Below are 14,525 nucleotides of genomic sequence, written 5' to 3'. Positions count from 1 at the left end.
CCACAGTCGGTCAGTGCGCTCGTGGTGCGGGTGAGGGGCCGGTGCTCGACCGCCTGTTGAGCGGACGGCCCGCGGACTAGTGTGAAGTGCGTCTCGTTGCAGCCTGCCCAGGAGTCCTGATGTCCTCTCGAGAACTTTCCGTGTCGCGTCGTACGGTGCTCGGCGGTCTCGCCGCTGCGGGTGCTGTTCCGCTGCTCGCCCCGGCCCCCGTGGCTGCGGCGGCGGCCGGCACGCCGTTGCGTTCCGATGCACGGACCAAGATAGTCCTCCTGGGCACCAGCGGTGGTCCGGGCTGGGGCGCCACCGAGCCGCCGCGCACGGGCATCGCCAGCGCGCTGGTCGTCGGTGACCGCTACTACCTCGTGGACACCGGCGAGGGCGTCGGATTCCGGCTCATGGACGCCGAGCTCGGGAACTGGCAGGCCAGGGCCGCGCTGAGCGATCTGCGCGCGATCTTCCTCACCCACCTGCACTCGGACCACATCAACGACCTGTCGAACATCCTCAGCCTGGGCGCCTACAACGGTCTGGTGGCCGCGGACCGACCTGTCCCGGTGTGGGTCCCCGGCAACCGCGGGATCCTGCCGCCGAAGACCGGCACCCATCCGATGCCGCCCATCACCGCCCCCGAGAACCCCACCCCGGGCACCGCGGAGATGGTCGGGCTGCTCGTGCGTGCCTTCGCCACGGACTTCAACGATCGCGCCATCGACGGCGGCATGCCTGCTCCGCAGGACATGTTCGCCGGTCACGACATCCCGCTGCCGGAGCGTCTCGCCGACGACCCGAACGGCGATCCGCACCCGCGGATGAAGCCGGTGGTCTTCTACGAGGACGACCGGGTGAAGGTCTCCGCGACCCTGGTCCAGCATGCTCCGGTCTTCCCCTCCTTCGCCTTCCGCTTCGACACCGAGGACGGCAGCGTCGTCTTCTCCGGCGACACCGGACCCAGCGAGAACCTCGTCCGGATGGCACGGGGCGCGGATGTGCTGGTGCACGAGGTGATCGCCACCGAATGGGCGGCCCAGCGCTATCCGGAACCTCGCAGCCCCGAGGACGAGGCGGCTTTCCAGCACCTCATCAAGTCCCACACCCCTGTCGAAGAGGTGGGCGCCATCGCGGAGAAGGCCGGCGTTCCGACGCTCGTGCTCAACCACTTCGTGCCGGGCAGCTGGCCGCTCGAGAAGTGGCAGGCGGCGCAGCAGGGGTACAGCGGTCGGCTGATCGTCGGGGCCGACCTGGACGAGATCGGTCTGTAGCCGCCTCCCACGCGTTCCTCCAGGCGCTCCTGGTACTCCCGGACCGGTCTTTTCGTGCTGCGCCCCGGCCTCGACCTCCTCGGTCCCGCCGGGCCGTACGCCCGTTGCCCCGGGAACCTGCTCCGGGAGATCAGCGTTCCATGAGGGCGAAGACTCCCCAGCCGAGGTGCTCACGCGTGGAGCGCGCGTAGCGGGCGGGCTCCGTGGTGAGTTCTTCGCGTACCTCGGTGGCCAGATCGTCGTCCGGGTTCTGGTCGAGCCAGCGGCGCAGGTTGAGCCACTGGGCGGCGGCGTAGCGGTCCCAGCTGTCCTGGTCGGCCAGCACCATCTCCACGACGTCGTATCCGAGCGCCTGGAACTGCTCGATCAGTTCCGGGAGGAGCAGGAAGTCGGCGATGCCGGTGGCGTGGCATGCCTGGGCGGTCTCCTCGTCCGGAGGGAGCCGCCGCCAGTAGGGCTCGCCGATCAGCATCAGTCCTCCGGGGCGGAGGCTGCGGTCGAGCAGCTCGGCGGTTCCGGCGACGCCGTTGCCGATCCACGTGGCGCCGATACAGGCGGCGAGGTCGACCGGCTGGTCCGCGACATGGCCGGCGGCGTCACCGTGGACGAACTCGACCCGGTCCGCGACGCCGAGTTCGACGGCGCGGGCCCGGGCCTGCTCGGTGAAGACCGTGCTGATGTCCACCCCGGTGCCCGTGAAACCCAGGTCACGCGCCCAGGTGCACAGCATCTCGCCCGAACCGCTGGCCAGGTCGAGCATCCGTGTCCCGGGGTCGAGACGGAGCGCCTCGCCCAGGGCCGCGAGCTTGCCCGCGGTCAGCGGGTTGTGGATCCGGTGGGTGCTCTCGCGGATGGTGAAGATGCGGGGAAGGTCCATCATCAGATTCTTCTCCGTCCTGCCGTGCGAAAGGAAGAGCAGTGAGGCTGCCGCCCCGCCTGCTGACATCCGATCCGGCTACAGCACCCTTCCGCCTCACATGTGACCGGTGTCCGGACACCGTGCCGCGGCGCGGACGGTGGGTCCGGGTCACTGCCCGGAGAGGAACGCCCGTAGCTGCTGCGCCAGGAACGCGTGATCGTCGCGCTGCGGCAATCCGGACACCCCGACGGTGCCGATGACGGTCCCGGACTCGCGCAGCTTGATGGGAAACACTCCTCCATTGGCCGCGTAGCGGTGGGACGGCAGACGCGAGTCGTCTTCGAAGTTCCGTCCCAGGGCACGAAATTGCTCGCCGACTCCCATGGAGCTGCGCTCGAAGTGGGTGACTACGGCCGCCTTGCGCTCCAGCCACGAGTCGTTGTCCGGGGTGGCCCCAGGCAGGGCCGTGTGGAACACCCGTTGGGCGCCCAAGGTGATGCCGATGACCAGGGGGAGGCCCTGTTCGACGGCCGCCCTGCGCAGTGCGTTGCCCAGACGCCAGGCGTCCTCCCGGTCGAAGGTGGTGAACTGAAGCTCGTGCTCGTCGGCCTGGATCTGTTCCAGGTAGGCGCGGTCGGTGGACATTCAGGCCTCGCTCGAGACGGTCCACAGATTGAGCCCGCCGTCGAGAGCGTGCTCCTCGATGCGGGACAACTCCTCGGTGGTGAAATCCGCGCCCTGCAGCCCCTGGACGGTGTCGTCGAGCTGCTCGGGCCTGCTCGCACCGACCAGCACGGAGGAGATCCGGGGGTCTTTCAGGACCCAGGCGACAGCCATCTGCGCCAACGACTGCCCTCGTTCTTCGGCGATACGGGCCAGCGCGCGGACGTGGCCGAGGTTCTCCTCGGAGAGCATGCCGTCCTTGAGGGTCTTGCCCTGGGTCGCCCGGGACCCGGCGGGTACGCCGTTGAGGTACTTGCCGGTGAGGAGGCCCTGGGCCAGGACGGAGAAGGCGATGCACCCGGTGCCTTCGCCGGCCAGGACGTCGAGAAGGGTGGGGTCGCCGTGCTCGACCCATCGGTTCAGCAGGGAGTAGGAGGGCTGGTGGATCAGCAGAGGGGTACCCAGGTCGCGCAGTGCGGTGGCGATCTCCTGGGTGCGCGCGGGGGAGTAGGAGGAGACGCCGGCGTAGAGGGCCTTGCCTTGCCGGACCGCGGTGTCCAGGGCGGCGGCGGTCTCTTCCACGGGGGTTTCCGGGTCGAAGCGGTGGCTGTAGTAGATGTCCACGTAGTCCAGCCCGAGATTGTCGAGGGATCGCTCCAGGGCGGCCAGCAGGTGCTTGCGGGAGCTGCCGGTGCCGTAGGGGCCGGGGGAGAACGGGTAGCCGGATTTCGTGGAGATCACCAGCTCGTCGCGCAGGCCGTGGAAGTCCTGGGCCAGGAGCCGTCCGACGTTGCGTTCGGAAGCGCCGGCGGGCGGGCCGTAGCCATCAGCCAGGTCGAAGTGGGTGATGCCCAGGTCGAAAGCTCGGCGGACAATGGCGCGCTGCCGGTCCAGAGGCGTGTCGTCGCCGAAGTTGTGCCACATGCCCAGGGAGACGGCGGGCAGCTTCAGCCCGCTGTTGCCGACCCGGCGGTAGTGCATCGTGTCGTAGCGGGTGGGGCTCGGGGTGTAGTGGCTGGTGGTGTTCTGCACGGGTGTGTCCTTGTTGTCGTGGTGGGCGGTGAGGGTCCGCGGTTCTCAGGGGGTGGTGGTGGACGGTGAGGGCATCAGTGCTGCCAGCAGCTCCAGTTGTGTCGGGTCCTCGAGGGCGGATCCGACCGCGACGACATCGGCTCCGGCCTCGAGGTACTCCCGGGCATTGTGCGCGTTGATGCCGCCGGTGGCGACGATCTTGATCTGGGGGAAAGGGCCGCGCATCCCGTGGAACCAGGAGGTTCCGAGGCTGATGGCGGGGAAGGCCTTGACCCAGAGCATGCCGTAATCGGCGGCGCGCTGGATCTCCGATGCGGTGGCGACTCCGGGAAGGTGAGCCAATCCTGCTGCGATGCTGGCCTGGGCTACGGCGAGGTCCAGGCCCGGCGCCACGGTGAAGCCCGCCCCGGCCGCGACAGCCTGTTCCAGGTGCTCCAGGCTCACGACGGTGCCCGCACCCACCACACGCCCGTGGTCGCGCCCGGCGGCGACGGTCTCGGCCAGGGCTTCGACGGCCGCAGGCGACTGGACCGGGACCTCCACGCAGCCGATGCCGAGTTCCCAGGCGCGGGTGGCCAGCTCGACGGTGCGCTCGGGCGTGTAGCCGCGCAGGATGGCCATGACCGATGTGCGGGCGAAAGTACTGTCGAAAAGGTCGTCTACGGACGCCATCCCAACTCCTTCGAGATCGTGGTGGTGGTGGTTCTCAAGGCCGGCAGCAGGTCCACGAGGTCGTCCATGGTGGCCCGCGCTTTCAGGGCGGTGATCGACACCGCCCCGGTGACCTGGCCGGTGGCGTCGCGCAGTGGCATGGCGACACAGTGCAGGAAGTCTTCGTACTCGCCGTCGTCCACCGCGTAGCCCCGTTCCACGACCTGGGCCAGCTGCTCCAGGAACTGCTCGCGCGAGGTGATCGTCGTGGCGGTGTAGCGGGAGAAGTCGACGCTGCTGAGCACGTGCTCCACGAACTCCGGGGTCTGGTAGGCCAGGATGGCTTTGCCGACCCCGGAGGTGTGGATGGTGACCGGGTGGCCGATCTGGGAGTACAGCCGCACCATGCCGGGTTGCTCGATCTTGTCGGCGTAGACGATGGACCGGCCCTGCACGGCGGCCAGATGGACCGTGTGCCCGCACCGGCGCCCCAGTTCCTGCAGGTAGGGGTGAGCGATATTGGCCAGGTCGAACTGGTCCAGGGCGAGATTGGCCAGTCCCGCCAGGCGGTAGCCCACGCCGTAGCGCCCGTCCTCTCGTCGTCGCGTCAGTCCGCTTTCCGTGAGGGTCTGCAGAGTGCGCAAGGCCGTGGAGCGGTGGATGTCGAAGTGCGCGCCGACCTCGCTGGGCGTGCGGGGCTGGACACTGACGTACTCGAGGATCTCGATGGCCCGTTGAATGCTCTGTGACATGGCCTCACTACACCAGATCGAAGTCGTGGACGCTGGAGAGGGCCCGGGCGGCCAGGGTGTGGCCCAGTGCCAGCCGGGCCGTGGGCTGCTCGCCGGTGAGCACCCCGGAAAGGTACCCGGCGGCGAAGGCATCGCCGGCGCCGACCACCTCCACGACATCGACGGTGTGAGCGGGCACGAACACGGACCCGACGGCCGAGACGTCCGTGGCACCCACTGCTCCGTCCTTGACCACCAGGTGCTGCGGCGCCCCGAGGAGTTCGTAGAGCGCCTCCGAGTCACCGGTGCCCCACAGCGTCTCGGCCTCGTCCCGGCCGACGAAGACGAGATCGGCCTGCCGAGCGCACTCGGCGAGCACCGGTGCCGCCTCCTCCGCCGACCACAACCCCGGTCGATGATTGACGTCGAAGGACACAAGGGTGCCGTGGTCCCGGGCGGCGGGGAAAGCGGCGTTGAGCAGGGCACGGCAGCTCGCAGAGAGCCCAGCAGTGATGCCCGACAGGTGCAGCACCGGCAGCTGCGCCCACTTGACGTCGTGCAGGACGGAGGGCCCCATCGTCGAGGCGGCCGAGCCGGAACGGTAGTAGTAGACCGTGGTGGCGCTCTGGCCGGGATCCTTGAAGTACACTCCCGTCGGCGCGCTGGGGTCCAAGCCGACGAGCGAGATGTCGACCCCGTGCGTCTGCATCTGCCGCAGCAGGCGCCGGCCCAGGGGGTCGTCGCCCACACGGCTCAACCAGGCGGTGCGGTGACCCGCACCGGACAGATAGAGAGCCACGGTGGATTCCGCGCCCCCGGCGGAGAGAACAAAACTCTCCGCGCTCTCGAGGGGTTCAGCGGCGGCCGGTGCGACGAGGGCCATCGTCTCGCCCAGGCACAGGACGGCGGGGCCGTCACCGGACGGATTCAGGGACTCGGGCACGGAGTTTCCTCGCTTTCGAGGTGGAACGGAGCCACGGCAGCAGCACAGCGCCGAGACTGAGGAGGAGGAGACCGACGGCGATGGGACTGGTGAGCACAGTCCCGAAGCCGTCGATGACGAGGGCCCGCCGCAGGTTGCTCTCGGCCAGGGGGCCGAGGATCAGACCCAGCACCATGGGGCCGGCGGGAAAACCGAACCGGCGCATGAGCAGGCCGATGAGGCCGAAGCACAGCATGAGGACCACATCGAAGACGCTGCTCTGCACCGCGTAGGTGCCCACGATGCAGAAGGCGATGATGATCGCCGTCAGGTACTGCTGCGGCAGGGCGAGCAGCTTCACCACGCCCTGCATCCGGACCAGGGCCAGGGCCATGGCCATGAACGTGGCGAACACCATGATGGTGGCCAGGCTGTAGACGAGATCTGGGGACTCCACGAACAGGGCGGGGCCGGGCTGGAGTCCCCAGATGATCATGGAGCCGATCATCACGGCCATCACGGAATCCCCGGGCACACCGAGGGCCAGTGTGGTGGTGACGGACCCGCCCATGGTCGCCGTGCTCGCGCTGTCGGCCGCTGCCAGGCCCTCGAGCGAGCCGTGCCCGAACTTCTCCGGGTGCCTGGAGGCACGTTTGGCCTGCGCCCAGGCGATGACGCCTGCGATGTCCCCGCCGGCGGCGGGAACCACACCCACTACGGCACCGACCCCGGTGCCGATGGCGGAGGGCTTGAGCAGCTCCCGTTGTTGCGCCCGGGTGGGCCACCACGCTCCCAGCTGCGTGATGGGCGCAGGGTTGTTCTTCTTGCGCCTTTCGGCCAGCTGGTTGAAGAGCTCCGCGATCCCGAACAGACCGATGATCGCTGCGATGAACGGGATGCCGGAACTGAGCTCCGAGAACCCGAAGGTGAAACGGGTGTCGCCGGTGATGGGATCGCGTCCGACGGTGCCCAGCAGAAGGCCTGCCGCCCCTGCGACGAGGCCCCTCAGGACGTTGCTGCCCGAGACCCCGACCATCATGGTCAGGCCGAAGACGACGAGCGCGAACATCTCGGCCGGGCCGAACCGCAGGGCCACCGACGCCAGGGGTTGGGCCGCGAGCACGAGGATGAGGATCCCCGCCAACGAGCCCACCGCGGAGACCAGCGCGGAACTGGTCAGCGCGATGCCCGCCTTGCCCTGTTTCGCCAGCGGATACCCGTCAAAGGTGGAAGCAATGGAGGCCGGGGTGCCCGGGGTGTTCACCAGGATCGCAGGCACTCGGTCCCCGAACTGGGCTGCCACATAGATGGACAGCAGCACGGCCAGGCCCTGGAGAGGCTCCAGCGTCAGGGTGAACCCTGCGGCCAGAGCAACGGCCATCGTCGCCGTGATGCCCGGGACAGCACCGACCAGCGTGCCGAGGAGCACCCCGATCAGCAGGCACAGTCCGATGGTCGGATCCAGGAGGGCGGTCACACCCTCGACCACGGCGTTCACAGCGGCACCCGCAGCAGCAGACCGAACAACCCGTACAGCACCATTGCGGTCAGCGCCGGGAACACCACCAACGCCTTGATCCCCCGCCCGCCGGTGACGAACAGCAAGACGGACAGGAACACGACTGTGACCGGCAGGAAGTGGAAGAACTGCCAGCCGATGCCGTACAGGACGATCGCTGCGACGACGGCCCCCAACCGCCCCAGACCGTGGGCGCTGACTCGCTCCTGGGGCAGGGGATCAGGCCGTCGCAGGGCGACGACCGCGATGGCCACGGCCCCGGCGACGAGCAGGCCGCCCAGCACCGTCGGCCACCATCCCGGACCGACGGATCCATCCACACTCGCAAGCTCCAGGGCGGTGGCCGACCATACCGCCGTGCCACCGAGCAAGGCCACGGCCAGGGCCACGAGGAGGCCGCGTCCGTTGCTCCTCCCGGGCCTCAGCGCCGGCTCCACCGCGGAACGGTCGGTGACAGCCGAGGAACCGGTGTCGGCCACCCCGTCCGGCGCGCTCAGCACCGGCACGTCCTTCACGACCCGGCTCCGACCAGCTCGGCGAAGCGGCTGCTCTCGGCGTTGACGAATTCCTCCGTCTCGGACGCGGAGCGGTGAAGCGGGATGTTGCCGCCCTTCTCGATGAAGGAGACATAGGCCTCGGAAGCGACCGCCTTCTCCAAGGACTCCTCCAAGGTACCGGCGACTTCCGCGTCGAGTCCGGCCGGTGCCGCGACCGTGGCCCAGCTTCCGATCACCACGTCGTGCCCCTGCTCGGAGGCCGTCGGCACATCGGGAAGGGCCGGCGCGCGATCTTCGGTGAAGACCGCCAGCACGCGCAGACGGCCGTCCTCGTGGGCGGGCGCCGTTTCGCCGATGCCGGCCACGACCGCGTCCACCTGTCCACCTGTCGCGGCCGTCACGGCCGGGGCGCCCCCGTCGAAGGGGACGTTCTTGAACTCCACGCCTGCGGCGTTGCCCAGCTCGGTGGCGCCCAGTTCCCAGATGGACCCGGGTCCGGCGTTGGACACCGCCACGCTGCCCGGGACCTCTTCGGCCGCGCGGACCAGGTCCTCCAGGGTGCGGAAGGGGCTGTCGGCCGGGACCGCGATGGTTCCGGGCTGCGAGTTCGCCTGACCGAGGAAGTCGTAGTCGGCAGGGTCGATCTCGTAGTCCTGGTGTCCCAGCAGGCTGACCTCCACCGGGAGGACCGCGATGGTGTAGCCATCGGCGGCCTGGGCTGCGAGGTGCTCCATGCCAACGCTTCCGGCGCCGCCGGGCCGGTTCTCCACGACGATGGAAACACCGAGGTCCTTCTCCATCTCGGTAGCCAAGGTGCGAGCTGTCAGATCGGTCGCGCCCCCGGCGGAGGTGGGCGTCATGAAGGTGATCGTCTCGGAAGGGAACTCACCACCGGCGGCAGAAGCGCCGCCGCGGTCAGCGCATGCACTCAGAACCAGCACGCCGGTCAGCGCGGTAGCCACGGTGATGCTGCGCCGGCGTCGGGTCGTCGATCGTGGGGACATCGTCGTCCTCTTTCCTTTATGTTGCGTATATCGCAACAACGCTGTGTATGTTGCACAACAGTAGAGCGAGAGGTGCGCCTGTGACAAGAGTCACCACAGATGTGTCGGGAACGAGTGGCATCGCATGGGGGAGCCACGCGGCCAGCAGCTAAATCCTCGATCGACGACATGGTTCGGCCTGATACAGACCGGGGGCCGGGGCTTGACCGCCGGCGCGCATGCGGCACGTCGTTCCCGAACCGTCCCGGTGCCGCCGGGCCGGTCATGCCGGCGGGGTGCCGCGCGTCCTCTTGGTCGAACGCCAAGTGGGGGTGCTGCCCGCGAGATGCCGGCATCACGGGGTGTCCCCCTGTGCCTGCTGCTCAGCGGCAGGCCGGTGAGTCCTGTGCTGCCCCCGGTGCCGCGGCGTCGACCGTCACTCGCAGGCCAGGCCCTCGGCCCCGCCCCGGTCCAGCTCCGGCCGGTAGCCGGGCTGGTCCGAGCGCAGGGGCGCCGCACCCGCGGCGCGGACCGCGGCGCAGTCGGCGTAGTGGACCTCCTCCGCCGGTGACGGCCCCGCGGCGGTGTTCCCGGCGGGCGGGACGTCGGTGGGCACGTCCTGGTCCGGGCACCCGGCCAGCACGTCCGCCATGGCGTCCCGCTCGGGAGCCGTCACGAACAGTTCGTAGCGGGTCTTGACCGCGATCTGGGTGGCCACGTACTCGCACCGGAAGGACTCGTTCGGCGGCAGCCACCCGGCGGCGTCGGAGGCGGACTTCTCCCCGTTGGTCGGCCCGTCCACGGCCCGCAGGTTGAGCGGGTCGTTGGCCAGGGCCGTGCGCTCGTCCCGGGTGAGCCGGTCGGCCCCGGAGATCCACGCGTTCTTCAGCGCCACCACGTGGTCGATCTGCACGTCGGCGGAGGTCAGTGGTCCGCGGACGAACTCGATCGTCCGCCCGGTGTAGGGGTCCTCGAGCGTCCCGGAGAGGACCCTGCACCCGTCGTCGTGGAGGACGTCACCGGTCAGGTCCCGGGCCAGGACGTCGTTGCGGGCGTCGCAGCCGTTGCCGTCGGGATCGGCCCAGTCCCCGAACTGGGCGAGCCGGTCGTAGTCCTCCCCGCCGCCGGCGTTCTCGACCGGCAGGTCCGCGAGCGCCCGGGCGGCGGGGGAGGTGGCCTCCACGGCCTGCGGCGTGCAGCCGGTCAGGACGCCCAGGGCGACCGCGAGCGGGACGAGCAGCGTCCGCCGGGCACGGGTCTGCGGTGGCTCGAACCTGCGCACGGTGTTCCCTCCGCTCCGGCCGGTGGTGTCGGGACCCCTATTCTCGCAGGTCAGCCGTTCGGGGTAGATTGCGGCACCGGAGGAAGGCAGACATGAGACGGTGCTTCGCCGCGGCCCGCGTGCTGATGGGCCTGGCCCTGGTCGTGGCCGTGGCCGGGCGGCTGCAGGCGTACCTGCGGTTCTGGATCGAGCGCGGGGACCGGGCCATCGCGGTCGACGTCGCCAACTTCTTCAGCTACTTCACCATCCAGACGTCGCTGTTCCACGCCGTGGTGTTCGGGTTCGGTGCGTGGTCGCTGCTCGCCCGGCGGGGCGCCGACCCGCCGTGGTTCGGGGCCCTGCGCGCCGCGGCCACGACGTACACCGTCACCACCGGGGTGGTCTACAACGCGCTGCTGCGCGCTCTGCCGCAGGAGGCGGCCCTGGAGCAGCCGTGGGCCAACGAGGTCCTGCACACGATCGTCCCGGTCTACGCGCTGCTGGACTGGCTGCTCGCCCCGGGGCGAAGCCGGATCCGGTGGCGGACGGTCGCCGGGATCGTGGTCTATCCGGTGCTGTGGGCCGTCTACACGCTGGTGCGGGCGCCGTTCGTGCTGGACGAGAGCACCGGCAACCCCTGGTGGTACCCCTATCCGTTCCTGGACCCGCACGAGGCGGCCGGCGGCTACGGGTCCGTGGCGGTGTGGATCGCGGTGCTCGCGGTGGCGATCACGGCGACGGCCTCGGTCCTCGTCGGGTTCTCCCGGCTCCGCACCAGGGCTCCCGCCGACGACGACGGGGCCGAGCGCCGCCGGTGACCGACCGGGCCGCGCAGGGGCCGCCCGGTACGGCCCGGGCGGCCCCTGGAGCGCCGTCGTCAGGACAGGGCGCCGGAACGGGTCGTCAGGACCGGTCCTCGAGGGCCGCCACCGCGAGGTCCGGGTGGTCGGAGAGGAGTCCGTCCATGCCGGCCTCCACGAAGGCCCTGATCTCCCCCGCCAGGTCGCCGTGCGCCCGCGGATCGGCGCCGGCGCGGTGCTCGGCGGGGAGGAAGAAGTTCTCCGCCCGGAAAGTCCAGCCGTGGACCTCGAGACCCGCGGCGTGGGCGTCGGCGATCACGGCCGTCGGCTCGCCGAGGGTGTCGTCGGCCTTCCGCGGGATCATGACGTCCTTGCAGGCGCCGAGGATGTCGGCGTAGGACGCGATCTCCTCGAGGCCCTCCGCCGTCGTGAGGTCCGCGTAGCCGCGCGGATCGCCGGCGGTAGCGAGGTCGAACGGCGCGCCCGAGCAGTCGACCAGCTGGGCGAGGCGCACGTCGGTCATCCCGTCGAGCTCGCGCAGGTTGGCCGTCTCGAAGCTCTGGAGGACGACCGGGTCCGCCTCGTCGCCGTGACCCTTGGCCTCGAGCACCTGGACCGTCCTCTCCTCCAGGGACAGGCCGATCGAGTCGAAGTACGTGGGGTGCTTGAGCTCGGGCGCGATCCCCACCGGCTCGCCGTCGCAGGTGCGCGAGCGGCGGGCGAGGTCCACGACCTCCTCGAACGTCGGGATCGGGTACAGGCCGTCGAAGGCGGTGCTGCCCGGGCGCAGCTCCGGGATGCGCTCCTCCGCGCGCAGGGTGCGCAGCTCGGCCAGCGTGAAGTCCTCGGTGAACCAGCCGGTGACCTCGGTGCCGTCGACCACCTTGGTGGTGCGCCGCTCGGCGAACTCCGGGCGGTCCTCGACGTCCGTGGTGCCGCCGATCTCGTTCTCGTGCCGCGCCACGAGCTCGCCGTCCTTCGTGGGGACGAGGTCGGGCTCGACGACGTCGGCGCACTGCGTGATGGCCAGCTGGTAGGAGGCCAGCGTGTGCTCGGGGCGGTAGCCGGAGGCGCCGCGGTGACCGATCACCTCGGGGCCCGTCCCGGCCGCGGGCTCGAGGCGCTCGCGGTCCAGCACGATGAGCTCGGTGTCGTCCGGGGTGCCCGGGACGCGGGCGTCGTTGCCCGGGTAGTTGTTGTCGTTGCCGACCAGCAGGCGGCCGTCCCGCAGCTGCAGGACCACCTCGACCGACTGCTGGGGGAAGGAGAACTGCGCGCCCACGCCGTAGGCGCCGGGGGAGGTCCCGGTGCCGATGCCGGCCGGGTTGTCGATGGCCAGCAGATCGGCCACCAGCTCCTTCTCGAGGCGACCCGAGTCCTCCGTGCGGCGGAGGTCGACGGCGTAGACGCGCTTGGTGACCGCCGCGGGGCCGTCGAGGTCGTCGCGCTCGAGGACCAGGAGCCGGTTCTGACCCGTCAGGAACGCGTCGCCCACGAGGTTGGCGTCGGTGTCCGTCTCGTAGTCCCACGTGCGGCCGGTGTACTCCCGCGTCCTCGTGTCGAACTCCAGGACCAGCCGGCGGCGCGGATCGTCGTCGTCGGCGAGGGCGCCCTCCAGGATCGGGTAGAGGTAGCGGCCGTTCCGCGAGCCCGCCATGGCCTCGAAGCCCTTGCTGGCGCCGACGGCGGGCCGCTCCCCGTCCTCGAGGTAGGGGCTCTGCGGCGACTCGAGCGTGCCCGTCCCGCCGTCGCGGACGTCGGCCAGCGGCACGGGCTCCTCGAGCACCACGCCCTCGGCGTCCACGTGCAGCAGGAAGGGCCCGAACTCCTCGCCGATCCAGAAGGTGCCGTCCGGCTGGCGGACCACGGACTCGACGTCGAAGTCGTTGCCGGTCAGCAGCCGCTCCTCGGTGTCCTCGTGCACCACGGGGAAGGGGATGCGGTGGTGCGGGTCCCGCAGCGACACGTGGTCCTGGACCTCGATCTCGCCGCTCCCGCCCTCGGCGGTCTCCCACTGCGGGGCGATGCGGTAGAGCCGCAGCAGGAAGTCGGCGGAGTTCTCCTGGTTGCCGAAGCCGTTGTCCGGCATAGCCCAGAACGTGCCGTCGCCGTTGTCGACCATGGCGGAGAAGCCGGGGATGACCTGTCCGTCGAATGGGCCGGTGCGGCCGTTCGCCGGCGTGGCCGCCGCCCCGGAGGGCGGGCCCTCGGCGAGGTGGTCGGCGGAGAGGGTGGCGCGCTGCTCGAGCACGGGCGCGCCGGCGGGCCCGCGGCCCGGATCGCCGTTGTGGGCGAGCGCCCCCGGCGTGGAGGTGAGGAGGACGGCCGCGGCCAGTGCGGCGGCTGCTGGGACTCTGCGCATGCGCCGAGCGTAGGACCGGGGCGTGGCCGGCCGGTGGCATCCGGGGAACATGTCGGCGAACGACGCCGCGCCGCTCGTTCACCCACCGGGCGTCCGCCCACCGCGCTCCGGCCTGCGGCTCCGCTCCGGATCCGGGCACGGCGGGCGGCACGCCGGCGCGGTCCGGGTCAGAGCCGCGGCACGCACGGCCCGGCGCCCAGCTTCGCCAGGCCGGCCCGGTCCCCGGCCGAGAGCACCGTGGCCCCGCCCGCCGGGTGCATCATCTGGGTGGGGTCGTCGACGTGGGCGAGCCCCACCACGTGCGCCAGCTCGTGGATGATGGTCGCGCGGACGTGGGCCGCTCCGTCCGGGTGCTCCAGCACCGGCGCCAGACCGGGGGCGTCGAGGGCGGCCTGACCGGTGACGTAGGCGAACGGCCCCCCGGGCGCCTGCCGGGCCGTGCTGCCGCCGAGGCCCACCACGTTGCCGGCCAGCCCCGGCACCTCGGTCTCGTCGGACCACGCGATGAGCACGGGCGCCCACTGCCGGCCGTACCGGTCCGGCTGATAGGGCGCGCGCTGCTCGGCGGGCGCCTCCGTCGTCGTCCCCGCGGGGACGAACCGCAGACCGGTGGCCGCGGAGATCTCGGCGACCGCCTCCTCGACGAGCTGCCGGCCGCCCGGCGGGGCGCCGTCCGGGCGCACGACGTAGTGCACCGGACTGCACGGGTCGTAGGCGACCATCGGCTGGGCGGGGTCCGGGGAGTCCATGAAGCGGTGGCCCCCGACGTCCTCGACCACCGGGGGCGCCCCCAGCGGCGCCGGTGCTGCCCCGACCCCGGGCGGGGGCGCCGACGCGTTCGGCAGGTAGGGGCGGATGACCGGCAGCGCGTAGTCCTGGAGGAGCCCGGGCGTGAACCAGAGCATCAGCAGCACCACGACGCCCACGGCCGGGGTCGCCCGCCACGCCGTGCTGCGCCTCCGCGGCGCAGATCGGAAGAGCACACG

14 protein-coding genes are annotated in these 14,525 nt (G+C 71.0%); 2 read left to right on the top strand and 12 right to left on the bottom strand.

What is annotated here, in order from left to right:
• Positions 1-140: 140 nt before the first annotated feature.
• Positions 141-1,259: an MBL fold metallo-hydrolase gene (locus CRM73_RS09450; RefSeq protein ID WP_229587501.1), complete on the top strand. Its 1,119-nt coding sequence runs from the start codon at positions 141-143 to the stop codon at positions 1,257-1,259.
• 130 nt (positions 1,260-1,389) lie between these two features.
• Here CRM73_RS09450 and CRM73_RS09445 read toward each other — a convergent pair whose 3' ends face one another.
• The 10 genes from CRM73_RS09445 to CRM73_RS09400 form a co-directional block, all read right to left on the bottom strand.
• A complete protein-coding gene (locus CRM73_RS09445; protein ID WP_229587499.1) occupies positions 1,390-2,139 on the bottom strand; it encodes a class I SAM-dependent methyltransferase in 750 nt (249 codons plus the stop codon).
• 147 nt (positions 2,140-2,286) lie between these two features.
• A complete protein-coding gene (locus CRM73_RS09440) occupies positions 2,287-2,763 on the bottom strand; it encodes a heme-degrading domain-containing protein (RefSeq protein WP_229587498.1) in 477 nt (158 codons plus the stop codon).
• Positions 2,764-3,813 (bottom strand): L-glyceraldehyde 3-phosphate reductase, encoded by a 1,050-nt coding sequence (gene mgrA, locus CRM73_RS09435; protein WP_370658533.1) that lies wholly within the window; start codon positions 3,811-3,813, stop codon positions 2,764-2,766. It abuts the gene before it with no gap.
• A 45-nt stretch (positions 3,814-3,858) separates the two neighbouring features.
• Complete coding sequence (locus CRM73_RS09430; protein WP_229587497.1) at positions 3,859-4,485, bottom strand: bifunctional 4-hydroxy-2-oxoglutarate aldolase/2-dehydro-3-deoxy-phosphogluconate aldolase; 627 nt, start codon at positions 4,483-4,485, stop codon at positions 3,859-3,861.
• Positions 4,473-5,216, bottom strand: coding sequence for an IclR family transcriptional regulator (locus tag CRM73_RS09425; protein ID WP_229587496.1), 744 nt, complete (start codon positions 5,214-5,216; stop codon positions 4,473-4,475). The genes CRM73_RS09430 and CRM73_RS09425 overlap by 13 nt, the downstream gene beginning before the upstream one ends.
• Positions 5,217-5,223: 7 nt before the next feature.
• Positions 5,224-6,138, bottom strand: a complete 915-nt coding sequence (locus tag CRM73_RS09420) for a sugar kinase (RefSeq protein WP_229587495.1) — start codon at positions 6,136-6,138, stop codon at positions 5,224-5,226.
• Entirely contained in the window at positions 6,110-7,615 is a 1,506-nt protein-coding gene (locus CRM73_RS09415) for a tripartite tricarboxylate transporter permease (protein WP_229587494.1), read from the bottom strand. The genes CRM73_RS09420 and CRM73_RS09415 overlap by 29 nt, the downstream gene beginning before the upstream one ends.
• Positions 7,612-8,151: a tripartite tricarboxylate transporter TctB family protein gene (locus CRM73_RS09410; RefSeq protein ID WP_229587493.1), complete on the bottom strand. Its 540-nt coding sequence runs from the start codon at positions 8,149-8,151 to the stop codon at positions 7,612-7,614. The genes CRM73_RS09415 and CRM73_RS09410 overlap by 4 nt, the downstream gene beginning before the upstream one ends.
• Positions 8,148-9,095 carry a tripartite tricarboxylate transporter substrate binding protein gene (locus tag CRM73_RS09405; RefSeq protein ID WP_229587492.1) on the bottom strand — a complete coding sequence of 316 codons (948 nt, stop codon included), beginning with the start codon at positions 9,093-9,095 and terminating at the stop codon, positions 8,148-8,150. The genes CRM73_RS09410 and CRM73_RS09405 overlap by 4 nt, the downstream gene beginning before the upstream one ends.
• A 457-nt stretch (positions 9,096-9,552) precedes the next feature.
• A complete protein-coding gene (locus tag CRM73_RS09400) occupies positions 9,553-10,398 on the bottom strand; it encodes a DUF1524 domain-containing protein (protein ID WP_229587490.1) in 846 nt (281 codons plus the stop codon).
• A gap of 92 nt (positions 10,399-10,490) precedes the next feature.
• Here CRM73_RS09400 and CRM73_RS09395 point away from each other — a divergent pair, with 92 nt between their 5' ends.
• Complete coding sequence (locus CRM73_RS09395) at positions 10,491-11,195, top strand: Pr6Pr family membrane protein (RefSeq protein ID WP_115163323.1); 705 nt, start codon at positions 10,491-10,493, stop codon at positions 11,193-11,195.
• An 85-nt stretch (positions 11,196-11,280) separates the two neighbouring features.
• Here the strand turns inward: CRM73_RS09395 and CRM73_RS09390 are convergent, their stop codons facing one another.
• Both CRM73_RS09390 and CRM73_RS09385 read right to left on the bottom strand, forming a co-directional pair.
• On the bottom strand, positions 11,281-13,539 hold the full coding sequence (locus CRM73_RS09390; RefSeq protein ID WP_229587488.1) for an esterase-like activity of phytase family protein: 2,259 nt from the start codon (positions 13,537-13,539) through the stop codon (positions 11,281-11,283).
• A gap of 167 nt (positions 13,540-13,706) precedes the next feature.
• A complete protein-coding gene (locus CRM73_RS09385) occupies positions 13,707-14,444 on the bottom strand; it encodes a peptidase (protein WP_229587486.1) in 738 nt (245 codons plus the stop codon).
• Between the last annotated feature and the right edge of the window lie 81 nt (positions 14,445-14,525).

The sequence above is a fragment of the Kocuria sp. CCUG 69068 genome (assembly GCF_020833785.1).
GTDB lineage: Bacteria > Actinomycetota > Actinomycetes > Actinomycetales > Micrococcaceae > Kocuria > Kocuria rosea.
This window is presented reverse-complemented; position numbering and strand designations above follow the sequence as displayed.

What these genes read in the sequence shown, in the direction of transcription:
- CRM73_RS09445 (WP_229587499.1), bottom strand. Translation starts at nt 2,139, where the DNA reads ATGATGGACCTTCCCCGCATCTTCACCATCCGCGAGAGCACCCACCGG.
- CRM73_RS09440 (WP_229587498.1), bottom strand. Translation starts at nt 2,763, where the DNA reads ATGTCCACCGACCGCGCCTACCTGGAACAGATCCAGGCCGACGAGCAC.
- CRM73_RS09430 (WP_229587497.1), bottom strand. Translation starts at nt 4,485, where the DNA reads ATGGCGTCCGTAGACGACCTTTTCGACAGTACTTTCGCCCGCACATCG.
- CRM73_RS09425 (WP_229587496.1), bottom strand. Translation starts at nt 5,216, where the DNA reads ATGTCACAGAGCATTCAACGGGCCATCGAGATCCTCGAGTACGTCAGT.
- CRM73_RS09395 (WP_115163323.1), top strand. Translation starts at nt 10,491, where the DNA reads ATGAGACGGTGCTTCGCCGCGGCCCGCGTGCTGATGGGCCTGGCCCTG.
- CRM73_RS09390 (WP_229587488.1), bottom strand. Translation starts at nt 13,539, where the DNA reads ATGCGCAGAGTCCCAGCAGCCGCCGCACTGGCCGCGGCCGTCCTCCTC.
- CRM73_RS09385 (WP_229587486.1), bottom strand. Translation starts at nt 14,444, where the DNA reads ATGCTCTGGTTCACGCCCGGGCTCCTCCAGGACTACGCGCTGCCGGTC.